Raw genomic sequence first — 19091 nt, 5'->3', positions numbered from 1 at the left:
TCAGCGGTTCGAACGAGCTCGCTCACAGCCCAAGCTCACAGCCCCAGCTCACAGTCCCAGCTCACAGCCCCAGGTAGGCTGCTTGCACCTGGGGATTGTCGAGCAGCTTGTCGGCATCGTCGGCGAGCACTACGCGTCCTTCTGCCAGCACATAACCGCGGTGAGCGATCGCCAATGAAGCCTTCGCATTCTGCTCACTGAGCAGCACACCGATCCCGTTCCTGTTGATCTGGGCAATCGATTCGAGCACCTGTTCGACAACGAGGGGAGCCAACCCCATGGACGGCTCGTCCAAGATCAGCAGACTGGGGTCCGACATCAGTGCGCGACCGATCGCCACCATCTGCTGCTGCCCGCCTGACAGCGAACCTGCCGGCTGGGCTGACTTCTCCTTCAGGATGGGAAACAGCTCGAGCACTTCGTCAAGGATCTCCTCGGTGCGGGTGCGGTCCCTGTGCGGGTACGTGCCCAGCCGAAGATTCTTCTCCACTGACATCTTTCCGAACAGATGCCGCCCCTCGGGGCAATGTGCGATGCCGCGCTTGACGATGCTGTTCGGGCGCGTTCGTTGGATCGTCTGTCCGTCGTATTCGATCGTTCCCGAGCGAGTTCGCAGAAGTCCGCTGATGGTTTTGAACAGGGTGGTCTTTCCAGACCCGTTCGCCCCAAGGATCACCGTCAGCTCACCGGGCCGGGCGGTGATGCTCACCCCGTGCAGCACATCAGTCGCGTCATAGCCGACGCTTATGTTCTCCAGAGTAAGCATCAGTTCTCCTCATCCTTGGTCGATCCCAGGTAGGCACGAATCACGTCTGGATTGCTCTGGATCTCCGCGGGGGAGCCGATCGCCAGTTTCTGGCCGTGATCGAGGACGAGGATCGTGTCCGCCAGGTCCATGATCATCGACATCTTATGTTCAACCAACAGCACCGACACCCCGCGGCTGGGCAGAGAACGGATGAGGTTGCCGAAGTCCGTCGTCTCCTCCTCGGGAATGCCTCCAGCCGGCTCGTCAAGGAGTATCAGCTCCGGTTCGGTCGCCAACGCCATGGCAACGGCCGTGCGCTTCTGCACTTCTTGCGGCACATTTGAAGCAAGATCGTGGCGGAAATCGGCGACACCGCAGAATTCGAGTGCCTCGAGCGCCTTGTCGTGGTTGAGTGCGGATTCGCGTCGATGCCGTGGAGTGTGGAAGATCGCGTCGAACACATTGGACTTGGAACGCACGATGCGACCGGCCAACACGTTCTCCAACAGCGTGGAATCGTCGAAGAGGTGCGTCGTCTGGAAGGTTCGCGCAATACCCCCGTTGACCGAGTTGTGCGGAGACGACTGTGTGATATCCCGACCGTTGAAGGACACGGTTCCGGCGGTGGGACGATAGAACCCGTGGATGAGATTGAACAGCGTTGACTTGCCGGCACCGTTCGGGCCGATCACAGCGGTGATCTGTCCTTCCTGCACATCGAGATCGACGTTCTTCACGGCATCGAGGCCGCCGAAGCGCTTCCCGAGCCCTCGAATTTCGAGCAGCATCACTTCTCCTCATCCTCGGTGATGGTGTCGGCAGCCGTTCCCCTGCGCTCAGCAGCGTCAGTGCGAGTGGAGCCGTCTGATTGATCAGACTTGTCGGCCCGGACAGAGTCCTTGCTCGTGGCAGTGCCGTCTGTCTGTGCGGTGCCGTGCGACCGGGCGGCCCCATCCTTGTGGGCGGAACCGATTCGTCGCTTCCGAGCTCGTTTGTCGATGAACCCTCCCAGATACCCCACGATTCCGCGAGGTGCGAAGATCACAAGAGCAATGATGATGGGTCCGAGAACGATGAAACGGTAGGCCTGGAAGTCCTGGAAGAGTTCGAACAGGAAGGTCACAATCATGGTGCCCACCAGTGGCCCCGCGACCGTGCCCATTCCTCCGACCAGGATGAACATCAGGAACTCGAAGGTCTTGTCCACGGTCGCCGCATCGGGGCCTATGAAACCGACCACAGAAGCGTAGAGGCCGCCGCCGATCCCGCCGAAGAACGCCGAGGCGGCGAACGCGAGCTGCTTGCTCAGCCCCACATTGACGCCGATCGCATCGGCAAGGTCCTCGCTGGTTCGAATCGTCAGCAGCGTGCGTCCAACGCTGGAGCGTCGAATCGCGTAGGTGATGTAGACGCAGATCAGCAGGATGATGAAGACGAGGTAGAACATCGCTGTCGGATTGCTGAAGTCCACGATGTCTCCTGCCTCGGGGAACTTCACATTGTTGACGCCGGAATGGGCGTGAGTCACCGCCTCCCACCGGCTGATGGTCAGGTAGATGATGAAGCCGATGGCCATCGTGAAGATGGCGAAGTACTCGTCCTTCGTGCGCAGTGCGATCAGTCCGGACAGGTACCCGATGGCAGAAGTGCCGACCACTCCGACGAGGAAAGCCTGCCAGAACGACCAGTCGAAATCGGTTGTCAGCAAGCCGACTGCGTATGCTCCGATGCCGAAGAAGCCGCCTTGGGCCAGAGACAGCTGGCCTGTGAAGCCGAGGATGATGTTCATCCCGTAGACCGCGATCGCCGAACACAGGCCGACGGTGATCACTCGCATGATGTAATTCTCATCGCCGAATGCCACTGGTGTCAGGGCAATGATGAGCAGCACGGCCAAGGTTCCGATGATTCGAGGATTCTTCAGTGCACTCATCGCTGCACCGCCTTTGCGAACAGGCCCGTGGGTTTGATCGCCAGGACCGCCACCAGAACGATGAAGGCCACGGCCTCTCCGACGGCCGAGGAGATGTACGTCGATGTCATCGTCTCGGCGATGGCGAGTGCGAAGCTGCCGACGATGGCGCCCGGCAGTGAACCCAGCCCGCCGAGGATGATGATCGCGAACACCTTGAGGTTGAGCGAATCACCCATGGTGGGGGATAGGAGGTTGATGGGAGACACGAGACCGGCGGCGATTGTCACCAGAAGTGCCGATAGGCCCAAGGTGAGCATCGAGACCATCGCGGGGTTGATTCCGACCAGAGCGGCTCCGGTGCGATCCTGTTCGATTGCCTCGATCGTCTGGCCGTGAATGGACCGTTTGATGAACCAAGTCAGCAGGGAGAGCACAACGACCGCAGTCACGATGATCACGATGCGCTGCGCGGAGATCTCTGCGCCCAGAATGTGCACGCTCCCGGAGATCGGTGTCTCCATCCGCCGGAAATCAGCACCCCAGATCGCCTGCGCGACGGCCTGGAAGAAGAACATGGCACCGATGGCGGCAATCATGTGATGAGTGTGCGGTGAGTTGCGCAGCGGGTGGAAGACCAAGCGTTCGAGCAGCACACCGAGGACGAACAGGATGAGCGCCGCAATGCCGATGGCAGCCACGTAGGGCACACCGACAGTGGTCAGAAAGAAGTAGGTGACATAGGCGCCGAGCATGTACAGCGAACCGTGCGCGAGGTTGGGAATGCGCAGGACGCCGAAGACCAGTGTCAGGCCGATTGCGGCAAGGCAGTACACGCCGCCGAGGGCAACGCCGTTGAAGAGCTGTTGGGTGAAAAGTGTCATGAAGCGAATCCTCACAGGACGTCAGACGGCGCGACAGCGGGGTATGAAGCTCATACCCCGCTGTGGGAAGCGCCGACGGTGGAGACTACTTGGCGTCGGAAACCTGTTCGACGGGTACCTTCGTGTACTTCTCGTCCTTGTCCAGGTAGGTGACCTCCAAATCGGGATTCATCAAATGTCCCTGATCAGTGATTTTCGTCGGGAAGCCGTTGACCTTGTACTTGTCGTCGACCTTGCTCAGCGCATCCGGTACTGCCGCCCGGATCTTCTCGGGATCGCTGGTGGTCCCTGCGACTTCCATCGCCTTGGCGATGATGGCGATGCTCTGATAGTTCAGAGCCGTCTCGCTGGTCGCCACCTTCTTCTCGCCGGCAACCTCCGCGAACTTCTTCAGGAAGCCCTCCGTGCCAGGATCTTCGTATTCCTTGACAGGCAGCACTCCGACGGAATTCGTCAGGTTCTTGGGCTTCGTCACGGTCGCCATCTCGTCGAGCTTCGCCTGGTCCATGACGAGGAAGCTGCCCTTGAAGCCCTGCTTCTTCGCTTCTTCCATGATCAGCGCGGTCGGCTGTGAGGGGCCACCGACGAAGATGCTGTCCGGCTTCTCGGACAGGGCCTTCGAGACAGGGCCTGCGAAGTCAGACACGGTGGCGTAGTCAATGCTGTTGTCTGCACCGATCTTGCCGTCCGCCTTCTTCCACTCGTCCGTGATCGCCTTCGTCCACTGCTGACCGTATTCACTCTGTGTGCCGAGCAGCGCGAGCTTCTTGCCGCCATTCTTCATTCCCTGTTCGGTGAACGGCTTGGCGTAGGACTCGAAGTTGGGCGGAATCATCATCGTCAGCGGATTGTCAGACTGCACGATGGCGGGATCCGAGGTGTACGCGGAGATCATGAACTTGGATCGGCCGTTGTTGATCTGCTGGATCGCTTTGATCGCGCCGGCGTTGGGGGAGACGACGACTGGCGCTTTGTCCTGGTCTGCCAGTCGCTGAGCGTTGCTGGCCGCGGTGGAGGGCGCGTACTTGTCATCAAGGGATTTGAGCTCGATGGTGACCTTCTTCCCGTCGACCTCGAGCCCATCCTTGTTGAGGTCATCGACAGCCATCTGGAGGCCCGTCTGGACGTTCTCTCCATAGGCCGCGCCGCCGCCGCTCAGGGGGCCGGTATAGCCGATGACGACCGAGCCGTCGCCACCGGAGTCACCGCTTCCACCGCCCCCACCACAGGCGCCGAGGGCCAGTGCGAATGTGCTGATCACGGCCGCCGCAAGCACAGGACGGCTCGCCCTTCGCGGGATTGAGGTCATCTTTTCTCCTTTGAAAAGTGAGACGGAGCAACAGCGCTCCTCAAGGTTGTCGGGATGCCTGAGCGGAAGCCCGAAGCCAATCTGAACGAATATTCGATTGAGGCTTAGAATGGAACCTATACATCATCAAATGTGATGTCAATCGCATTTTCGAAATCCCTGACATCTGTCCTTAATTCTTGTGGGGCTGGTTCGTTCCTGACGTGTTCGTTCCTGACGTGTTCGTTCCTGACGTGCACCCGATTTGCGCTGACGTCAGCATCTGGCAGGGTCGGGTGCAAATCGCGGTCCAAAGTTTGAGCAAACAATCGTTCAGTTACTTTTGTGGTCTATGGTGGAAACTGCGAGAGGTGAGATTCAAGTCACCCTCTTCGTCATCAATTACGAACTATCATCTCGGAGGAGAATCGTCATGACTCGGACAGCAATCGTCACTGGTGGCGGCCGCGGCATCGGTGCCGCCATCGCCCAGCGCTTGGCCTCGGACGGAATGAACGTCGCGATCCTCGACATGGGCCCCACCGAGGACTCGGTTAAGGCTGTCGAATCCGCAGGTATGAAGGGGCTGGGAGTCGACACCGATGTCTCTGACGAAGCCTCCGTGGAGTCCGCCGTGAAGACTGTCGCGGAGACTCTCGGTGCTCCGACTGTCCTCGTCAACAATGCCGGCATTCTCCGGGACAACCTGCTGTTCAAGATGACTCATGAGGAATTCCAAAAGGTCCTCTCCGTTCACCTCGGCGGGGCATTTCTGATGACCAAGGCCGTTCAGTCATACATGGTGGAAGCGAAGTTCGGGCGCATCGTGTCGATGTCGTCGACATCGGCGCAGGGCAACCGTGGGCAGACGAACTACTCCGCTGCCAAGGCAGGCATCCAGGGGATGACGAAGACGTGGTCGATCGAACTCGGCAAGTTCGGGGTCACGGCAAACGCGATCGCACCGGGCCTTATCGAAACAGATATGACCAAAGCCACCGCCGAGCGGATGGGCGTGAACTATGAGGACTTCATCGCAGCGGGAGTCGGCCAGATTCCGGTGGCGCGCACGGGGAAACCCGAAGACATTGCCCACACCGCTTCATTCCTCGCCTCCGAAGGCGCCGGGTTCGTCTCCGGGCAGGTCATCTATGTGGCCGGAGGGCCGAAGGACTGACCCGCAGCGAATTCTGGTTCCATGATCATCGCGGCGAACTCAGGTTCGGCGCACCACACTGAAGAAAGGCATGTCATGCGCGAAGCAGTTATCGTCTCCACCGCCAGAACTCCGATCGGAAAGGCGTACAAAGGAGCGTTCAACAACACTCAGGCCCAGGAACTTGCTGGCCACGCCATTTCTCACGCTGTCTCACGGGCTGGTCTCGAAGGGGGCGAAGTCGATGACGTCATCCTCGGTGCGGCCCTCCAACAGGGCAGCCAGTCCACCAACGTCGCGCGCCAAGCAGCACTCCGAGCAGGTCTCCCCACAACAGTCCCCGGAATGACGATCGATCGTCAGTGCTCCTCCGGTCTGATGGGCATTGCCACGGCAGCGAAGCAGATTCTCTTCGACGGCCAGGAGATCGCAGTCGGCGGCGGCGTTGAGTCGGTGTCACTGGTGCAGAACGACAAGATGAACATGTACCGGGCGCAGGACCCGTGGCTGGTCGAACATGTTCCCGGAATCTACTACCCGATGCTCGCCACCGCCGAGGTGGTTGCCGAACGGTATGGCGTCAGTCGTGAAGCGCAGGACGAATACTCGCTGTCCTCGCAGCAGCGGACTGCCGCAGCTCAGGAGGCCGGCCGGTTCGACGATGAGATCGTACCGTTGCCGACCACGAAGATCGTCGTCGACAAAGAGACGAAGGAATCGTCAACCCAGCAGGTGACGCTTGACCGCGACGAGGGGAACCGCCCATCGACGACATTGGAGAGTTTGGCAGGGCTGAATCCCGTGCTCAAGCCTGGCGATGCGTCCAAGGTTCCGAGCATCACTGCGGGCAATGCCTCACAGCTTTCCGACGGCGCTTCTGCTTCAGTGCTGATGTCGGGCGACGAGGCGAGTCGGCGAGGCTTGGAACCTCTGGGCATCTATCGAGGTATGGCAGTAGCCGGCTGTGATCCCGACGAGATGGGGATCGGACCCGTCTTCGCGATTCCGAAGCTGCTCAAGGCGCAGGGGCTGTCAATCGATGACATCGGACTGTGGGAGCTCAACGAAGCATTTGCGGTGCAGGCTCTCTACTGCCGTGAACGGTTGGGGATTGATCCCGAGAAGTACAACGTCGATGGTGGCGGTATTTCAGTCGGTCACCCATACGGAATGACCGGTGGTCGCCTTGTCGGCCATGCTCTTATCGAGGGACGTCGTCGCGGGGTCAAGTATGTAGTCGTCACGATGTGCATCGGCGGCGGCCAGGGTGCTGCGGGGCTCTTCGAAGTCTGCTGAGTCACCATAGCCGAGAGAAACACCAGAGCCAGCTGATACATCAGATCTCGCTGAGCCAACTGAACATACTGAGTCATCAGAACGGTGGCTGCTCACCCGAGTCCCAGAACCACTGCTTCGCGTTCTGGCCGGGTAGGCGGGAGAAGGGATCGATGTATTCGGCCTGGCTGGGGGACTGAAGTCCTTCGGCGGGACCAGCCGTCGGCTGTGCAGTCTGTGACTGCATGGTCGACGGCTTTTCTTCTGCCGTCTCCGATTTCTTGCGTCGGTTCTTCTTCCTGGGCGGATTCGCTGTGGCAGGTTCCGTCGGAGGGGCAGGTTCCGTCGGACGTGCGGCTCCCGTCGGAGGTGCAGGCCCCGTCGAGGACTCAGCTGTCGAAGACGCAGCCGGAGGTGGATCAGTCGTCTGGGGCGGGGGTGTGGCGAAATATTTGAGGAAGAGTCTCGCGTGCTCGACGTTGATCGGATTGTCGGGCGGCATGACTTCGGTGGTGATTCCGTGCCTGAGAATGTATTCGAGCCGCCCAGGTTCTGTCATTCTGACTGAGAACTTCCGGTCTGTCTTGGCTTGGTGATGGAGCTTGCACAGATTGTGGAGATTGCCGAATCGAGTGTGGCCGCCGCTCTGTGGACTGTCGTGGTCAAAGGGAATGATGTGATCGACCTCAGTGAGCTCGGCACGACGAGTGCAACCGGGCATGGTGCAGTTCATCCACTGGGCGGCGAGAGGCTGTCGAATGCTGTTGGGGATCGCGTAGCTGGTTGCCTTTGCATCGAGTGGCGTACCGGTTGCTGGGTCCGTGAGGATCCTGGTCCATGTCGATGCATATCCGGCGAGCCGGCGCGCCATGTCGGCTGGAAGGGGAGAGCCGTCTGGAAGCATGCCGGCCAAATCGCATACATCTGTATCGGTCCGCTTCTCACCAGCGGTGTCGGTCGAAGAGGACTTTGTCGACACTGTCGCCGTGGCTGCCTCTGTTCCTTCTGCGGCCGTGGTTTCTGCTGCACTCGCTGCGTCGTCGGAGGTAGCCAGGAACTGGCTGAGCAGCGTGAACATGGGAACGGTGATCGTCGTCCGCGCCTGGTGGGAGAGCCAATACTCGTGGGTCGGCAAGTCGAGGAGAACCTCGTAGTCGACTTTGCACTTTGATCCGTCGGACGAGGAATCAGTGCCGAATTCTGTAGCAGGATCGAACCCCGTCGGCCAGAAAGGGGTACCGGGTGCTGGTCGGCTGCTCTTCAGCGCTTCGAGGAACCGTGGGTCGCGCAGCCAGCAGTCGGACGATGCTTGCCCCTGAGTTTCGTTTCCGGCGTCGGCCGGTGCTGAAGCCTCGTCGTCCATCTGGCCGAAGGTCCGTTCGATGTAATCGAGCATAGATTCCTCGGGAGACATGGGGACACCGTCTGGTCCTACGAACAGACCGTCGATCGGGAAGTCGGTACTCGTCGTCTCGCCAGTTGTGGTGTTGTTGCTGGTGATCCGCAGTTTCACCTGCGGCCGAGTTCGAGTGAATATGTCGAGCATGAGCGCATCGATGCCGCGATTGTCTTTGAATGACTCCCCGGGGTTCAGCTGGTCGCCGAACGCGGAGGTGTTTCCCTTGTAGACGGAGCGAGCGAATGCTTCGACTCTTCTATAGCAGGCGGTGAGCTCTGGGGCAGGACCGGTGAGAGTGAGGTAGGCGGTGCCGTCATCACCTGTGCTGATATCGACTCGGCGGCGAACTGCGACCTTCTCAAGGGTCTCCTGTGCTGGTTGAGTCGCCGCGATCTTCAGTGCGAGAGAGCGTTTGAACGTTTCGATTGTGATATCCGCACGCCTGTCGGCTAAATAGTCATCAATGCTCGGCAGGTATCTGAATGCGACGTCCCGGCAACGACGGGTCACGAAGGCAACATGTTCAATGGTGAAATCGCCGTCGGCGCAACGCTGGTGGAACTTCGGAAGCCCGTGCACCAACGTCATCGCAGAGGTGATGTGCTTATAGGCTCCGGACGTAGTCGCGCCGAGCAGTGCCGAGTATTCGCTGATGTCTTCAGCACAAGCGTATTGATGCGTCCATCCGTTGAACGTCGACGTGGGTCTGTATGCAGGGAAATCGGGAAGCGGTTCGGGATGTTCTCGGGCTTCCCTCCGTTCACGACGTACCCTTCGCCCCGCTCCACGGTCCTTTTTTCTGCTTGACCCGCAAGCGGTATCAGCAGTGCCAGCCGTGTCCGCGTCACCCGAGGTGCCCGCGCCACCCGAGGTGCCGGCGTCACCCATATCGTCCGATTTGGCGCTCGCCTTCGTGCCCTTCGCGGAACGGCTGCGGGGGCGTTTGCGGCTGCTGTGCCGGCGGACGGTCTCCGCGAGCGGCGCGAAGTCGTATGGAATCGTCAGGTCGGGACTCGCGAGGCCAAGATAATGCGCAACCTCTCGGGCGAAGATGCTGCTGGTTGCCTCCAGTGCCGCAAACTGTGCCTGGTCGCTGCAGGCGTAGACGGCCGACAGGTCGCTGAACGGTGAATCTTCATCGATATCAAGGCTGCGTCCGCTGAAGGCTGATGCGCTGGAGTCGTCGGAGTGCACGCCGTAGTGAGAGCCGTCGTCGTCCATGTGCTTCATCGCGTCGCCTCCTCTCCACTGCGATGTGGAGTCTGCTGATAGTTTGGCGCCTAGTTTCATTATAACTGATAATAGAACTTATAACCATAGAAATTCGAATAATCGACGAACATGGAACGTTGGGACCATAGATCTAGCGCGTAGGGACGTCACTTTCATACGTCTGTGAGGTTTCCTCAGCCATTGCTGGATTCAGGGTCCTGTTTGTTGTTATATGATCCCATTCGCCACTGACACGAGAAGCTGCGCTACCGACACAGGAACGGTCGCCACTGACCCGAGAGTCTGCGCGCCGTCACGAGAGACTGCGCCACCGATTCGTTAGACTCGATACGTGGCAGCGATCGACAAAGACATTCTCCGTTTGGCACTTCCGGCCCTCGGAGCACTGATCGCCGAACCTATCTTCTTGCTCTCTGACACGGCCATGGTCGGCCACCTCGGCGCCGGTGCACTGGGATCGCTGGCGATCGCGTCGACGATTCTGCAGACCGTCCTCGGACTGATGATCTTCCTCGCCTATGCCACCACCCCGCGGGTCGCCAGGCGAATGGGTGCCGGAGACCGCTCTGGTGCCATCAACGCGGGCTTCGACGGTATCTGGCTTGCTCTGTGCACCTCAGTGCTGCTGCTGGCGATCGGGCTGCCTCTGCTCAAGCCGGTGATCGCTGCTTTCGAACCCGGCGCCGAGATCGCCGAGGGGGCGCACTCCTATCTCGCCATCTCTTGGTGGGGACTGCCCTTCATGCTGGTCGTCATCGCCGCCACAGGACTACTGCGCGGGCTGCAGGACACGCGCACACCACTCATCGTGGCTGCGGTCGGATGCATCGCCAACATCGGGTTGAACGCGCTCTTCATCTACGGCCTCGATATGGGAGTTGCCGGCTCTGCGCTGGGCACCGTCATCGCGCAAGCGGGGATGTGCTCCGTCTACGTGGCGATCTCGATCAGGGCGGCACGACGCTTCCACGCCTCCTTTCGGCCTGACTGGTCCGGGGTGCTCTCCTCGGCGAAGACCTCCGGTTGGCTGCTGGTGCGCAATGCATCCCTGCGCGCGGCTCTGATCATCCTCGTCTTCCTCGCCACTGCTATGGGAACGACCGAACTCGCCGCGATCCAAGTCGCACAGAGCATCTTCTTCGCTCTCGCACTTGCCCTCGACTCGCTGGCGATTGCCGGTCAGGCCCTGATCGGACTGCAGCTGGGCGCACGGAACGTCGACGCGGTGGCCGCGATCAATCGGAGGCTGTGTCTGTGGGGCATCGTCTTCGGGGTCGTCGTCGGTCTCATCCTCTTAGCAGGTGCCGGAATCATCCCGCGCGGCTTCTCTTCGGACCCGGCAGTCGTCGCACTGATGACGAGTCTCCTTCCCGTGCTGGCCCTGAGTATGCCCATCGCCGGCTATGTATTCGTCCTCGACGGCGTCCTCATGGGTGCCGAGGACGCCAGGTATCTGGCTCTGGCACAATTGGTTGCTGTGGGCGGATATGCGATCCTGCTGATTCCGATCGTCCTCTACTGGCCTGGTGCTCTGGGCCTGTGGGCCGCGTTCTGCATCGGCTTCGTCGGCCTCCGGGCGCTGACTTTGGGATGGCGGGTGCGCAATCGCAGTTGGATCACTCGTGCGGTCGAGAAAGGAACCTCATGAACGAACGTCAGAACCAGGATTCCGCCGAGGCAGCCCGCCGGACCGAACTCAGGTCACGGATCCGTCCGCTGGGTGCAGAGACCCCAGACGAGGCATTCCTCCCTTTCCTCGATCTTTGCTTCAACTGGTCTATGGACAAGCCGAGGATCGACGTCGACGAGCTTCTCGAGCGTGACGATGCGGCCTTCTACTTCAAGGACTGGGGGCGCGAGGGTGACATTGCGGTGGCCGCCTATGCGAAGGACCCGAACGGTGGAGACGCCGCCGACGAGCAGCCCAGCGAAGACCGCCCCACCGAAGACCAGCCCGCCGACGGACAACCCCCCGCCGCGGATTCAGAACCGGAGATCATCGGTCTCGCATGGCTGCGTCTGGCCGCGTTCGATGCAGTGATCGAAAAGTCGACCGACACCACCGCCGAGGCGGACTCACGCTTCACCGGGTACGGCTGGGTGGCCGGGGACATCCCCGAGCTGTCATTGGCTGTTCTGCCCGATCATCAGTCCCAGGGAATCGGCGGCATGCTCCTCGACGTGGTGTGCACTTTGGCGAAGATGAGTGGTTTCCCGGCCGTCAGTCTGTCCGTCGAGGACGGAAACGGCGCGGCTCGTCTCTACCACGACCGCGGGTTCGTCACGGTCGGGCGCAATGGAGACGCCGATATTCTCGTCCGCCAGCTCAAGTGACTGAACCGAGGTCAGCAATGACATCAGGAGCCAGCCGAACCAGCCCAGCCAGCCGAACTAGCTGAACTAGCCGAATCGGCTAGGCCAGCTCGGGCAGCTCCTCTTCGAACAGCCACGGCCGGACAACCTCGGCGAGGTCGCGGCCGACGACGCCGGAGATGCACTCGAGGAAGTCCGAGGTCTCGACCGAAGAATGACGATGCTTCGTCGTCCACTCGGAGATCGCAGCGAAGAAGTCCTCATCGCCGATCTCGAGCCTCAGTGCGTGCAAGCAGAGCGCCCCGCGCTTGTACACACGGTCATCGAACATATCGGGACCGCCCGGGTCGCTGAGTACGAAGTCCTGCGGCTCGTCGGCCAGGGCCTCCCGCCAGGTCTGCGCACACTCATGTGCGCTGCTGCGGCCCGATGCCTCCGACCACAGCCACTCCGAATAGCAGGCGAAGCCCTCATTGAGCCAGATGTCTGACCAGCGCCGAGGCGTCAGCGAGTTCCCGAACCATTGATGGGCCATCTCATGGGCGACGAGTCGCTCGGCCTCCCACTCCTCGCCAAGATGGTTGGGGCCGAGCACGGACAGAGGCTGTGACTCAAGGGGGATCTCGAGCTCGTCGTCGGTCACGACCACGTCGTAGCGGTCGAAGGGGTAGGGGCCGAACCGTTCGATGAACTCGTTCATCATGGAGTGCTGGATCTGCAGACGGGTGGACGCGGCCGTCCAATGCTCGCCGGCGTAGAGGCCCAGGGAGACAGGAGAAGGCTCAGCACCATCTTCGGCGTCGATCTGGGTGTGCCGGTAACGGCCGATCTGCACCGTGGCCAGATACGTCGCCAGGGGAGTCTGTGACTCGTAGGTCCATGCCGTGCGGCCGGCCTTGCGAACCTTGTCGACGAGTTCTCCGTTGGACACGACCGTATATTCGTTTTCCGTGAGCACACGGATGCGGTATTTCGACTTGTCCGAGGGGTGGTCGTTGCACGGGAACCAGGTTGAGGCCCCGACGGGCTGCCCGGCCACGAGGACACCGTCCTCGAGCTCCTCCCAACCTACGTCACCCCAGGTCCCGATCGCAGGCTGCGGGTTTCCGACATAGGAGACGTCGATGCGCACCGGCTGGTTCTTCGGCAGGAGATCTGTCGTCAGGCGCAGCTTGTTGCCCCGCGTGGAGTACCGAACCTTCTTGCCGTTGACGGCGGCCTTCGTGACTCGCAGACCTGTGAGGTCGAGGAGGATCGTCTTCGTCTCCTCCAGCACACGACCCGTCAGGCTCGCCTGTGCGGAGAGGCGGTTGGGCCCGATCCGGTAGTCGAGGTCGAGGTCGTAGTGGTCGATGGTGAGCTCGGCGCTGCCGACGTTCGGGGTATAGGGATCAAGCATCGTGGTGCCGCCTTGACGTTGTTTCGGGCTCGCTGGATCCGCCCTCGGGAAGTTCTGGTGCATCCACCCAGGGTATGACAGGATTGCCGCTGAAATAGGCGTGGGCCGGCACGAACTCTCCGCGCATGACCAGGGAGGTCGCACCCACCGTGGAATTCGTGCCCAAGCTGGAGGCGGGCAGGATCACGCTGTTGGGCCCCAGAGTCGATCCCTGCTCTAACTCGACGGTGTCCAAGCTCATGACCCGGTCGTGGAAGAGATGGGTCTGGACCACGCAGCCGCGGTTGATCGTGGAGTTGTCGCCCAGGCTGACCAGGTCGGCTTCGGGCAGCCAGTAGCTTTCGCACCACACTCCGTGGCCGATCTTCGCTCCCATAGCCCGCAGGTACCACACGATGGCGGGAGTTCCCACGGCGTTCCGGGCGAACCATGGTGCGGCGATGAGCTCGACGAAGCAGTCCGCCACCTCGTTGCGCCAGATGAACGATGACCACAGGGGATGCTCGCCGGCTCTGATGGGACCGGCGCAGATCCACTTGGCCGCGATGGCGAGCCCCGCCGCCACCGCACCAGCGGCCATCATCACGATGCCCGAGGTCAGCAGGGCGAGCCCGACAGAGGCCAGGAACGATCCGCCATCGCCTGCCGCGCCACCGGCCGCGCCCGCACCAGCTGCAGACGTCCCTGGCCCCGGCAGTCCGAGGAGGAACACGATCGTGAGGAGGACCGCGGCGACGAGTGCACCGGCGACCATCACCGAGGTGATCCGCAGGGTCTCGAAGAACGCCCGGGCCGATCTGACGCCGAGCTTCGGGGCATAGGTCAGCGCCTCATCAGCATCGACCGCTGCCCTGCGCAGCTGCACCGGGGGAGAGCCGAGCCACGATGAGCCCTTCTTCGCCTTCGCCGGGGCTGCCGACAACACGGCAACCAGTGCGTTCTTTGGCACTCGCCGTCCAGGGGAGGCAATGCCCGAGTTGCCGAGGAAGGCGCGCTTGCCGACCTTCGCCTTGCCGGCTCGCATCCACCCGTGACCGAGTTCGTAACTGGCCACCATGGTGTCATCGGCCAGGAACGCCCCCGCGGCGATGGTCGTCATCTTGGGGACGAACACCACCGTTGAGATCTCGGTGCCCGGCCCCACCTTCGCTCCGAGCAGTCGCAGCCACCACGGGGTGAGCATCGAGGCATAGAGAGGGAAGAGGAGATCACGGGCCAAGTCGAGGAGGCGCTCCGTGGCCCAGATACGGTAGCCGTGAGCAGAACGGACCGGGAACTCTCCCTCCTTCATTCCGATGGCCAGCAGCCGCACCGACACGAGGATGAACAGGGCGGTGCAGACGAACCAGATGCAGGCGATGAGAGGGGACCAGGCGAGAACGAGCAACGGGGACTCGACGACGCCGATGCCTGAGACCGCAATCATCAGCGCAATGCCCGGCACGGCAGCCAGATAGGGCAGAGCCGCGTTGAGCTGAGAGCCCACAGCATAGAGCAGGAAGGGCAGCCGACGGCGAGGCGGTGGAGCGGGCCAGCTCTTCTTGGCCTTGCCGATCCGGACAGCGGGGGAACCGGAGTAGATCTGGTTCCGGCGCACCTTGCCGGTCACAGCCGATCCGGCTTCGACCAGTGCGCCTTCACCGATTCGAGTGCCCGGCATCAGTGTGGAACGAGCTCCGATCGTCACGTTGGAGCCCACGTCGATCGTGCCGATGCGCAGCAGGTCACCGTCGACCCACCAGCCCTTGAGATCGACCTCCGGCTCGATCGCGGCGCCCTCGCCCACGGTCAGGAAACCGGTCACCGGGGGAGCCGAGTGCAGATCGGCATCGGAGCCGATCCGGTTGCCCAGGAGCTTGGCGTACCAGGTCACCCAGGGGGCGCTGGCTACCGAGACGGCCGCCGCGAGATCGGCGATGTGCTCGGCCAGCCACAGGCGCTTATGCACCCACCCCGACCGCGGATAGTCACCCGGACGAATACCGAGCATGAGTGCGCGCGCGGCGCCGGCGGAGATGAGCATACGGCCCCACGCGGTGACGAAGACGAGGAACAGGGTGATGACCACAGGCCAGGGGGTGACAGGGAGATCCGCGCCGAGGCTGCTGCCGAGATTCGCGAGGACCATCGCAATGACGACCCACCTGACCCCGCCGAGGATGTGGACCGGCACCGCGAGCAGAGTCTGGAAGGCCTGCATCCCCCGTGACGTCCGAGTGATCGTCCGCTTCGGGCGACCGGCGCCCGCCGCGGCTCCGTCGTCGGCGCGGCACAGGTTCGCGAGTGCGCCGAAGCGCGGGTGGGCATAGATGTCGCCGACGGTGACGCTGGGATGCTGGGTCCTCAGTCGGGAGACCATCTGCGCAGCTGCCAGTGAGCCGCCGCCAGAGGTGAAGAAGTCGCTGTCCGATCCCGGCCGTGATCCGAGCACTGCCGACCACTGTTCGGCGATCCACTCGACCTCGGGCTCGAAGGTCTCGGAGCTGTCCTCGGTCTCGGCGCCATCGCCCATCGGCCACAGCAGTGCGTTGCGATCGACCTTACCGGAGGTCTTCGTCGGAAGTTCGTCGATGAGCGTCAGCCGTGGCACAAGAGCCGCAGGCAGCTCGGCTCGCAGCGCCTGTTCCCATTCGGAGATGCGGTCCTCGGGCTTCGGTGTACTCGACGCGATGTAGCCGACGAGGATGTCCGAGCCCGCCGGAGTCTGCTTCACTGCGGCCGCAGCACCTTCGACATCGGGCAGGGCCTGGAGAGCGGCATCGATCTCACCGAGCTCGATGCGACGGCCGGCGAGCTTGATCTGCTCATCGGCTCGGCCGACGAAGATCAATCCCTCGGGGTCGCTGATGACGAGATCGCCCGAACGGTAGGCCCGGTCCCAGCCGAGGGTCGGCATCGGAGCGTACTTCTCGGCGTCCTTGGCCGGGTCCAGGTAGCGGGCCAGACCGATCCCGCCGATGATGAGCTCACCGGTCTGGCCGTCAGCGACCGGGATGCCTGCCGCATCGACGACGGCCAGGGACCAGCCGTCCAGGGGCAGTCCGATCCGAACAGGCTCGGAGCCATCGAGTTGTGCCCCGCAGGCCACCACGGTCGCCTCGGTGGGGCCATAGGTGTTCCAGACTTCGCGGCTCTCATCGCTGAGCCTGCGTCCGAGTTCGGGCGGACATGCCTCACCGCCGAAGATGAGGAGACGCACGGCATCGAGACTGTCGGCGGGCCACAGCGCTGCGAGGGTGGGAACGGTCGAGACGACGGTGATGCCACGTGAGGACAGCCACGGGCCCAGGTCCATTCCGGACTTCACAAGGGCACGGGGTGCCGGGACCAGACAGGCGCCGTGTCGCCAGGCCAGCCACATCTCCTCACAGCTGGCGTCGAAGGCCACGGACAGACCGGCCAGCACTCGATCTCCGGGTCCCAGCGGCTCCTCCTGACAGAACATCGCCGCCTCGGCGTCGACGAATGCGGCCGCACTGCGGTGGGAGACTGCCACGCCCTTCGGCTTGCCCGTCGATCCGGAGGTGAAGATGACCCAGCAGTCATCATCGGGGGTCGGGCGACGCAGCTCAGATCGTGCGAGCGGACCCCGATCGGTTCGCGACTCGATCGCTCGGTCGGCGGTGATGACGCCTGTGACAGCCGCCTCGGTGAAGACTGTGTGTGCACGCTCATCGGGATCGTCGACGTCGACGGGAACGTATGCAGCGCCGAGCATCATCGTGGCCAGGATGGAGACGTAGAGATCGGCGGAGCCGGACGGCACTCGGATGCCGACCTTGTCTCCCGGCCCGATGCCGGCAGCGGCCAATTCGAGAGCGAGATCACGGATCTCGACGATCAGTTCGGAATAGCTGAGGACGCCGCGCCCGTCATCGATTGCGGGCTGATCACCGTGTGCGCCTGCAACCTCGAGGAGGACGTCGATGAGTGTGCGGTCCTCGCGTGGTCGCGAAGTTGCGGGGAATTGGGCCGAATGTATGGTCACAGGACTTCCGGATCGGGGCTGGAGATGGACGACGGCGTGCGTGCCGCCAGTCACCGACCAAGACTATATATCGGCAAGGTGTCTCGAATGTGAACAGGGCGGTGATGGCATCTCGGACAGTGAGCCTCTTCACTATGGTGCAGGCACTTCATTATCCTTAATCCACCCGCACTATTTTCAATGATGAGGAGAACGCCAATGGTCACAGTCTTCAAAAACGCCAAGGTCTTCGACGGAACCAGGTTCCTTCCGGGGCTGCGAGACATCGTCGTCGATGGGGGAGCGATCTCCTCGGTCACCGAGGGCGGACAGGGCTCACACGATGCCGGAGGCACCTATGTCGACTGTGCAGGCAAGACGATCATTCCCGGCGTCATCGACTGCCACGTGCACCTGATGAGCACGGGGGCCAGCAACTCCTCGTCATTCCATGATCCGTTCTCGCTGCAGTTCTACAACTCCGTCGACAATATGGAGAAGACGCTCAAGGGCGGAGTGACCACCGTGCGCGATGCCGGTGGCACCGACCTCGGCGCGAAGGTCGCCGTCGAGACGGGCATCGTTCGTGGGCCACGGATGTCGATTGCGGTGAACATCATGTCCCAGACGGGCGGGCATGGTGACTTCCACCTGGTCTCGGGGGCCGATTCGCCATTCTTAGCCCCACACCCCGGCCGGCCCTCGGGCGTGGCCGATGGTCTCGAAGGAGTCCAGCGCAAGACCCGTGAGCTGCTGCGTGCCGGAGCCGATCACATCAAGATCTGCTCGACAGGAGGCGTGCTCTCGCCGCGTGATGATCCCCGGCACTCCCAGTTCACCGAGGCGGAGATCGCAGTCATCGTCGCCGAGGCGGCTGCCCAGGGCGCGCACGTCATGTCCCATGCGCAGGGCGCACCGGGAATCAAGAATGCTGTCCGCGCGGGAGTGCGCTCCATCGAACACGGCATCTACCTTGATGACGAAGCCATCGATCTCATGCTCGAAAACGGCACCTTCCTGGTCCCGACCCTGCAGGCACCGCAGGCGGTGATCAAGGCCGCCGAGGCCGGATCGGCTCTGCCCCAGTCCGTGGTCGACAAGGCCCACTCCGTGATCGAGGCGCACCAGGAGTCGATCACGAGGGCCCACGAGGCGGGGGTGACGATCGCGATGGGCACCGATGCCGGTGTCGGCCCGCACGGTGAGAACCTCGAAGAGATCAGTCTCCTCGCCGGCGTCGGCCTCTCCACCACCGAAGCGCTGGCAGCAGGGACCTCCGTCGCAGCCGAACTGCTGGGCCACGACAACATCGGCCGGATCGCTGAGGGGGCGCTCGCCGACCTCGTGGTCGTCGACGGTGACCTCAGCACCGAAGATGTCAGGGGAATCGAGTCGCGAGTGAGCTCAGTGCATTTGGGTGGCGACCTCATCTGAGGAGCCCGGCCGAACGCCTGAGCACGACAGCGGGAGAGTACGCCAGGTGAGGGAAGACTAACCTCACCTGGCGTACAATCGTG

General features: G+C 62.3%; 13 protein-coding genes. 5 read left to right on the top strand and 8 right to left on the bottom strand.

Translation table 11 applies throughout. The features are described 5' to 3' along the window. Window positions 1-61 precede the first annotated feature (61 nt). From HX613_RS12280 to HX613_RS12260, 5 genes are all read right to left on the bottom strand, one after another. Window positions 62-766, bottom strand: a complete 705-nt coding sequence (locus HX613_RS12280; RefSeq protein ID WP_235345594.1) for an ABC transporter ATP-binding protein — start codon at window positions 764-766, stop codon at window positions 62-64. Continuing rightward, entirely contained in the window at window positions 766-1536 is a 771-nt protein-coding gene (locus HX613_RS12275) for an ABC transporter ATP-binding protein (protein ID WP_235345593.1), read from the bottom strand. The genes HX613_RS12280 and HX613_RS12275 overlap by 1 nt, the downstream gene beginning before the upstream one ends. Then, window positions 1536-2681: a branched-chain amino acid ABC transporter permease gene (locus HX613_RS12270; protein ID WP_235345592.1), complete on the bottom strand. Its 1146-nt coding sequence runs from the start codon at window positions 2679-2681 to the stop codon at window positions 1536-1538. Before HX613_RS12270 ends, HX613_RS12275 begins: the two co-directional genes overlap by 1 nt. Continuing rightward, complete coding sequence (locus HX613_RS12265; protein ID WP_198396434.1) at window positions 2678-3544, bottom strand: branched-chain amino acid ABC transporter permease; 867 nt, start codon at window positions 3542-3544, stop codon at window positions 2678-2680. Before HX613_RS12265 ends, HX613_RS12270 begins: the two co-directional genes overlap by 4 nt. Before the next feature lie 85 nt (window positions 3545-3629). Next, the gene (locus HX613_RS12260) at window positions 3630-4853 is read right to left on the bottom strand and encodes an ABC transporter substrate-binding protein (RefSeq protein ID WP_235345591.1); all 1224 of its coding nucleotides are present in this window, start codon (window positions 4851-4853) and stop codon (window positions 3630-3632) included. A gap of 412 nt (window positions 4854-5265) precedes the next feature. Between HX613_RS12260 and HX613_RS12255 the strand changes: the two genes are divergently transcribed. Together HX613_RS12255 and HX613_RS12250 are read left to right on the top strand one after the other, a co-directional pair. Next, window positions 5266-6009: an SDR family oxidoreductase gene (locus tag HX613_RS12255; protein ID WP_198396432.1), complete on the top strand. Its 744-nt coding sequence runs from the start codon at window positions 5266-5268 to the stop codon at window positions 6007-6009. A 75-nt stretch (window positions 6010-6084) separates the two neighbouring features. Next, window positions 6085-7284, top strand: a complete 1200-nt coding sequence (locus HX613_RS12250; protein WP_235345590.1) for an acetyl-CoA C-acyltransferase — start codon at window positions 6085-6087, stop codon at window positions 7282-7284. A 76-nt stretch (window positions 7285-7360) separates the two neighbouring features. Here the strand turns inward: HX613_RS12250 and HX613_RS12245 are convergent, their stop codons facing one another. Then, the gene (locus HX613_RS12245; protein ID WP_235345589.1) at window positions 7361-9892 is read right to left on the bottom strand and encodes an HNH endonuclease signature motif containing protein; all 2532 of its coding nucleotides are present in this window, start codon (window positions 9890-9892) and stop codon (window positions 7361-7363) included. A 334-nt stretch (window positions 9893-10226) separates the two neighbouring features. On the opposite strand from HX613_RS12245, the gene HX613_RS12240 reads away from it, so the two are divergent. Beyond that, the gene (locus HX613_RS12240; RefSeq protein ID WP_235345588.1) at window positions 10227-11543 is read left to right on the top strand and encodes an MATE family efflux transporter; all 1317 of its coding nucleotides are present in this window, start codon (window positions 10227-10229) and stop codon (window positions 11541-11543) included. Next, window positions 11540-12229: a GNAT family N-acetyltransferase gene (locus HX613_RS12235; RefSeq protein ID WP_235345587.1), complete on the top strand. Its 690-nt coding sequence runs from the start codon at window positions 11540-11542 to the stop codon at window positions 12227-12229. The genes HX613_RS12240 and HX613_RS12235 overlap by 4 nt, the downstream gene beginning before the upstream one ends. Window positions 12230-12308: 79 nt before the next feature. Here HX613_RS12235 and HX613_RS12230 read toward each other — a convergent pair whose 3' ends face one another. Both HX613_RS12230 and HX613_RS12225 read right to left on the bottom strand, forming a co-directional pair. Then, window positions 12309-13607, bottom strand: coding sequence for a M1 family metallopeptidase (locus tag HX613_RS12230; RefSeq protein ID WP_235345586.1), 1299 nt, complete (start codon window positions 13605-13607; stop codon window positions 12309-12311). Next, entirely contained in the window at window positions 13600-17595 is a 3996-nt protein-coding gene (locus HX613_RS12225) for a non-ribosomal peptide synthetase (RefSeq protein WP_235345585.1), read from the bottom strand. The genes HX613_RS12230 and HX613_RS12225 overlap by 8 nt, the downstream gene beginning before the upstream one ends. Before the next feature lie 198 nt (window positions 17596-17793). Here HX613_RS12225 and HX613_RS12220 point away from each other — a divergent pair, with 198 nt between their 5' ends. Next, window positions 17794-19008, top strand: a complete 1215-nt coding sequence (locus HX613_RS12220; RefSeq protein ID WP_235345584.1) for a metal-dependent hydrolase family protein — start codon at window positions 17794-17796, stop codon at window positions 19006-19008. Window positions 19009-19091: the final 83 nt, after the last annotated feature.

The sequence above is a fragment of the Brevibacterium sp. UCMA 11754 genome (assembly GCF_021532275.1).
Lineage (GTDB): Bacteria > Actinomycetota > Actinomycetes > Actinomycetales > Brevibacteriaceae > Brevibacterium.
The sequence above is the reverse complement of the archived record's forward strand: the minus strand, read 5'-3'. Positions and strand labels throughout refer to the sequence as shown.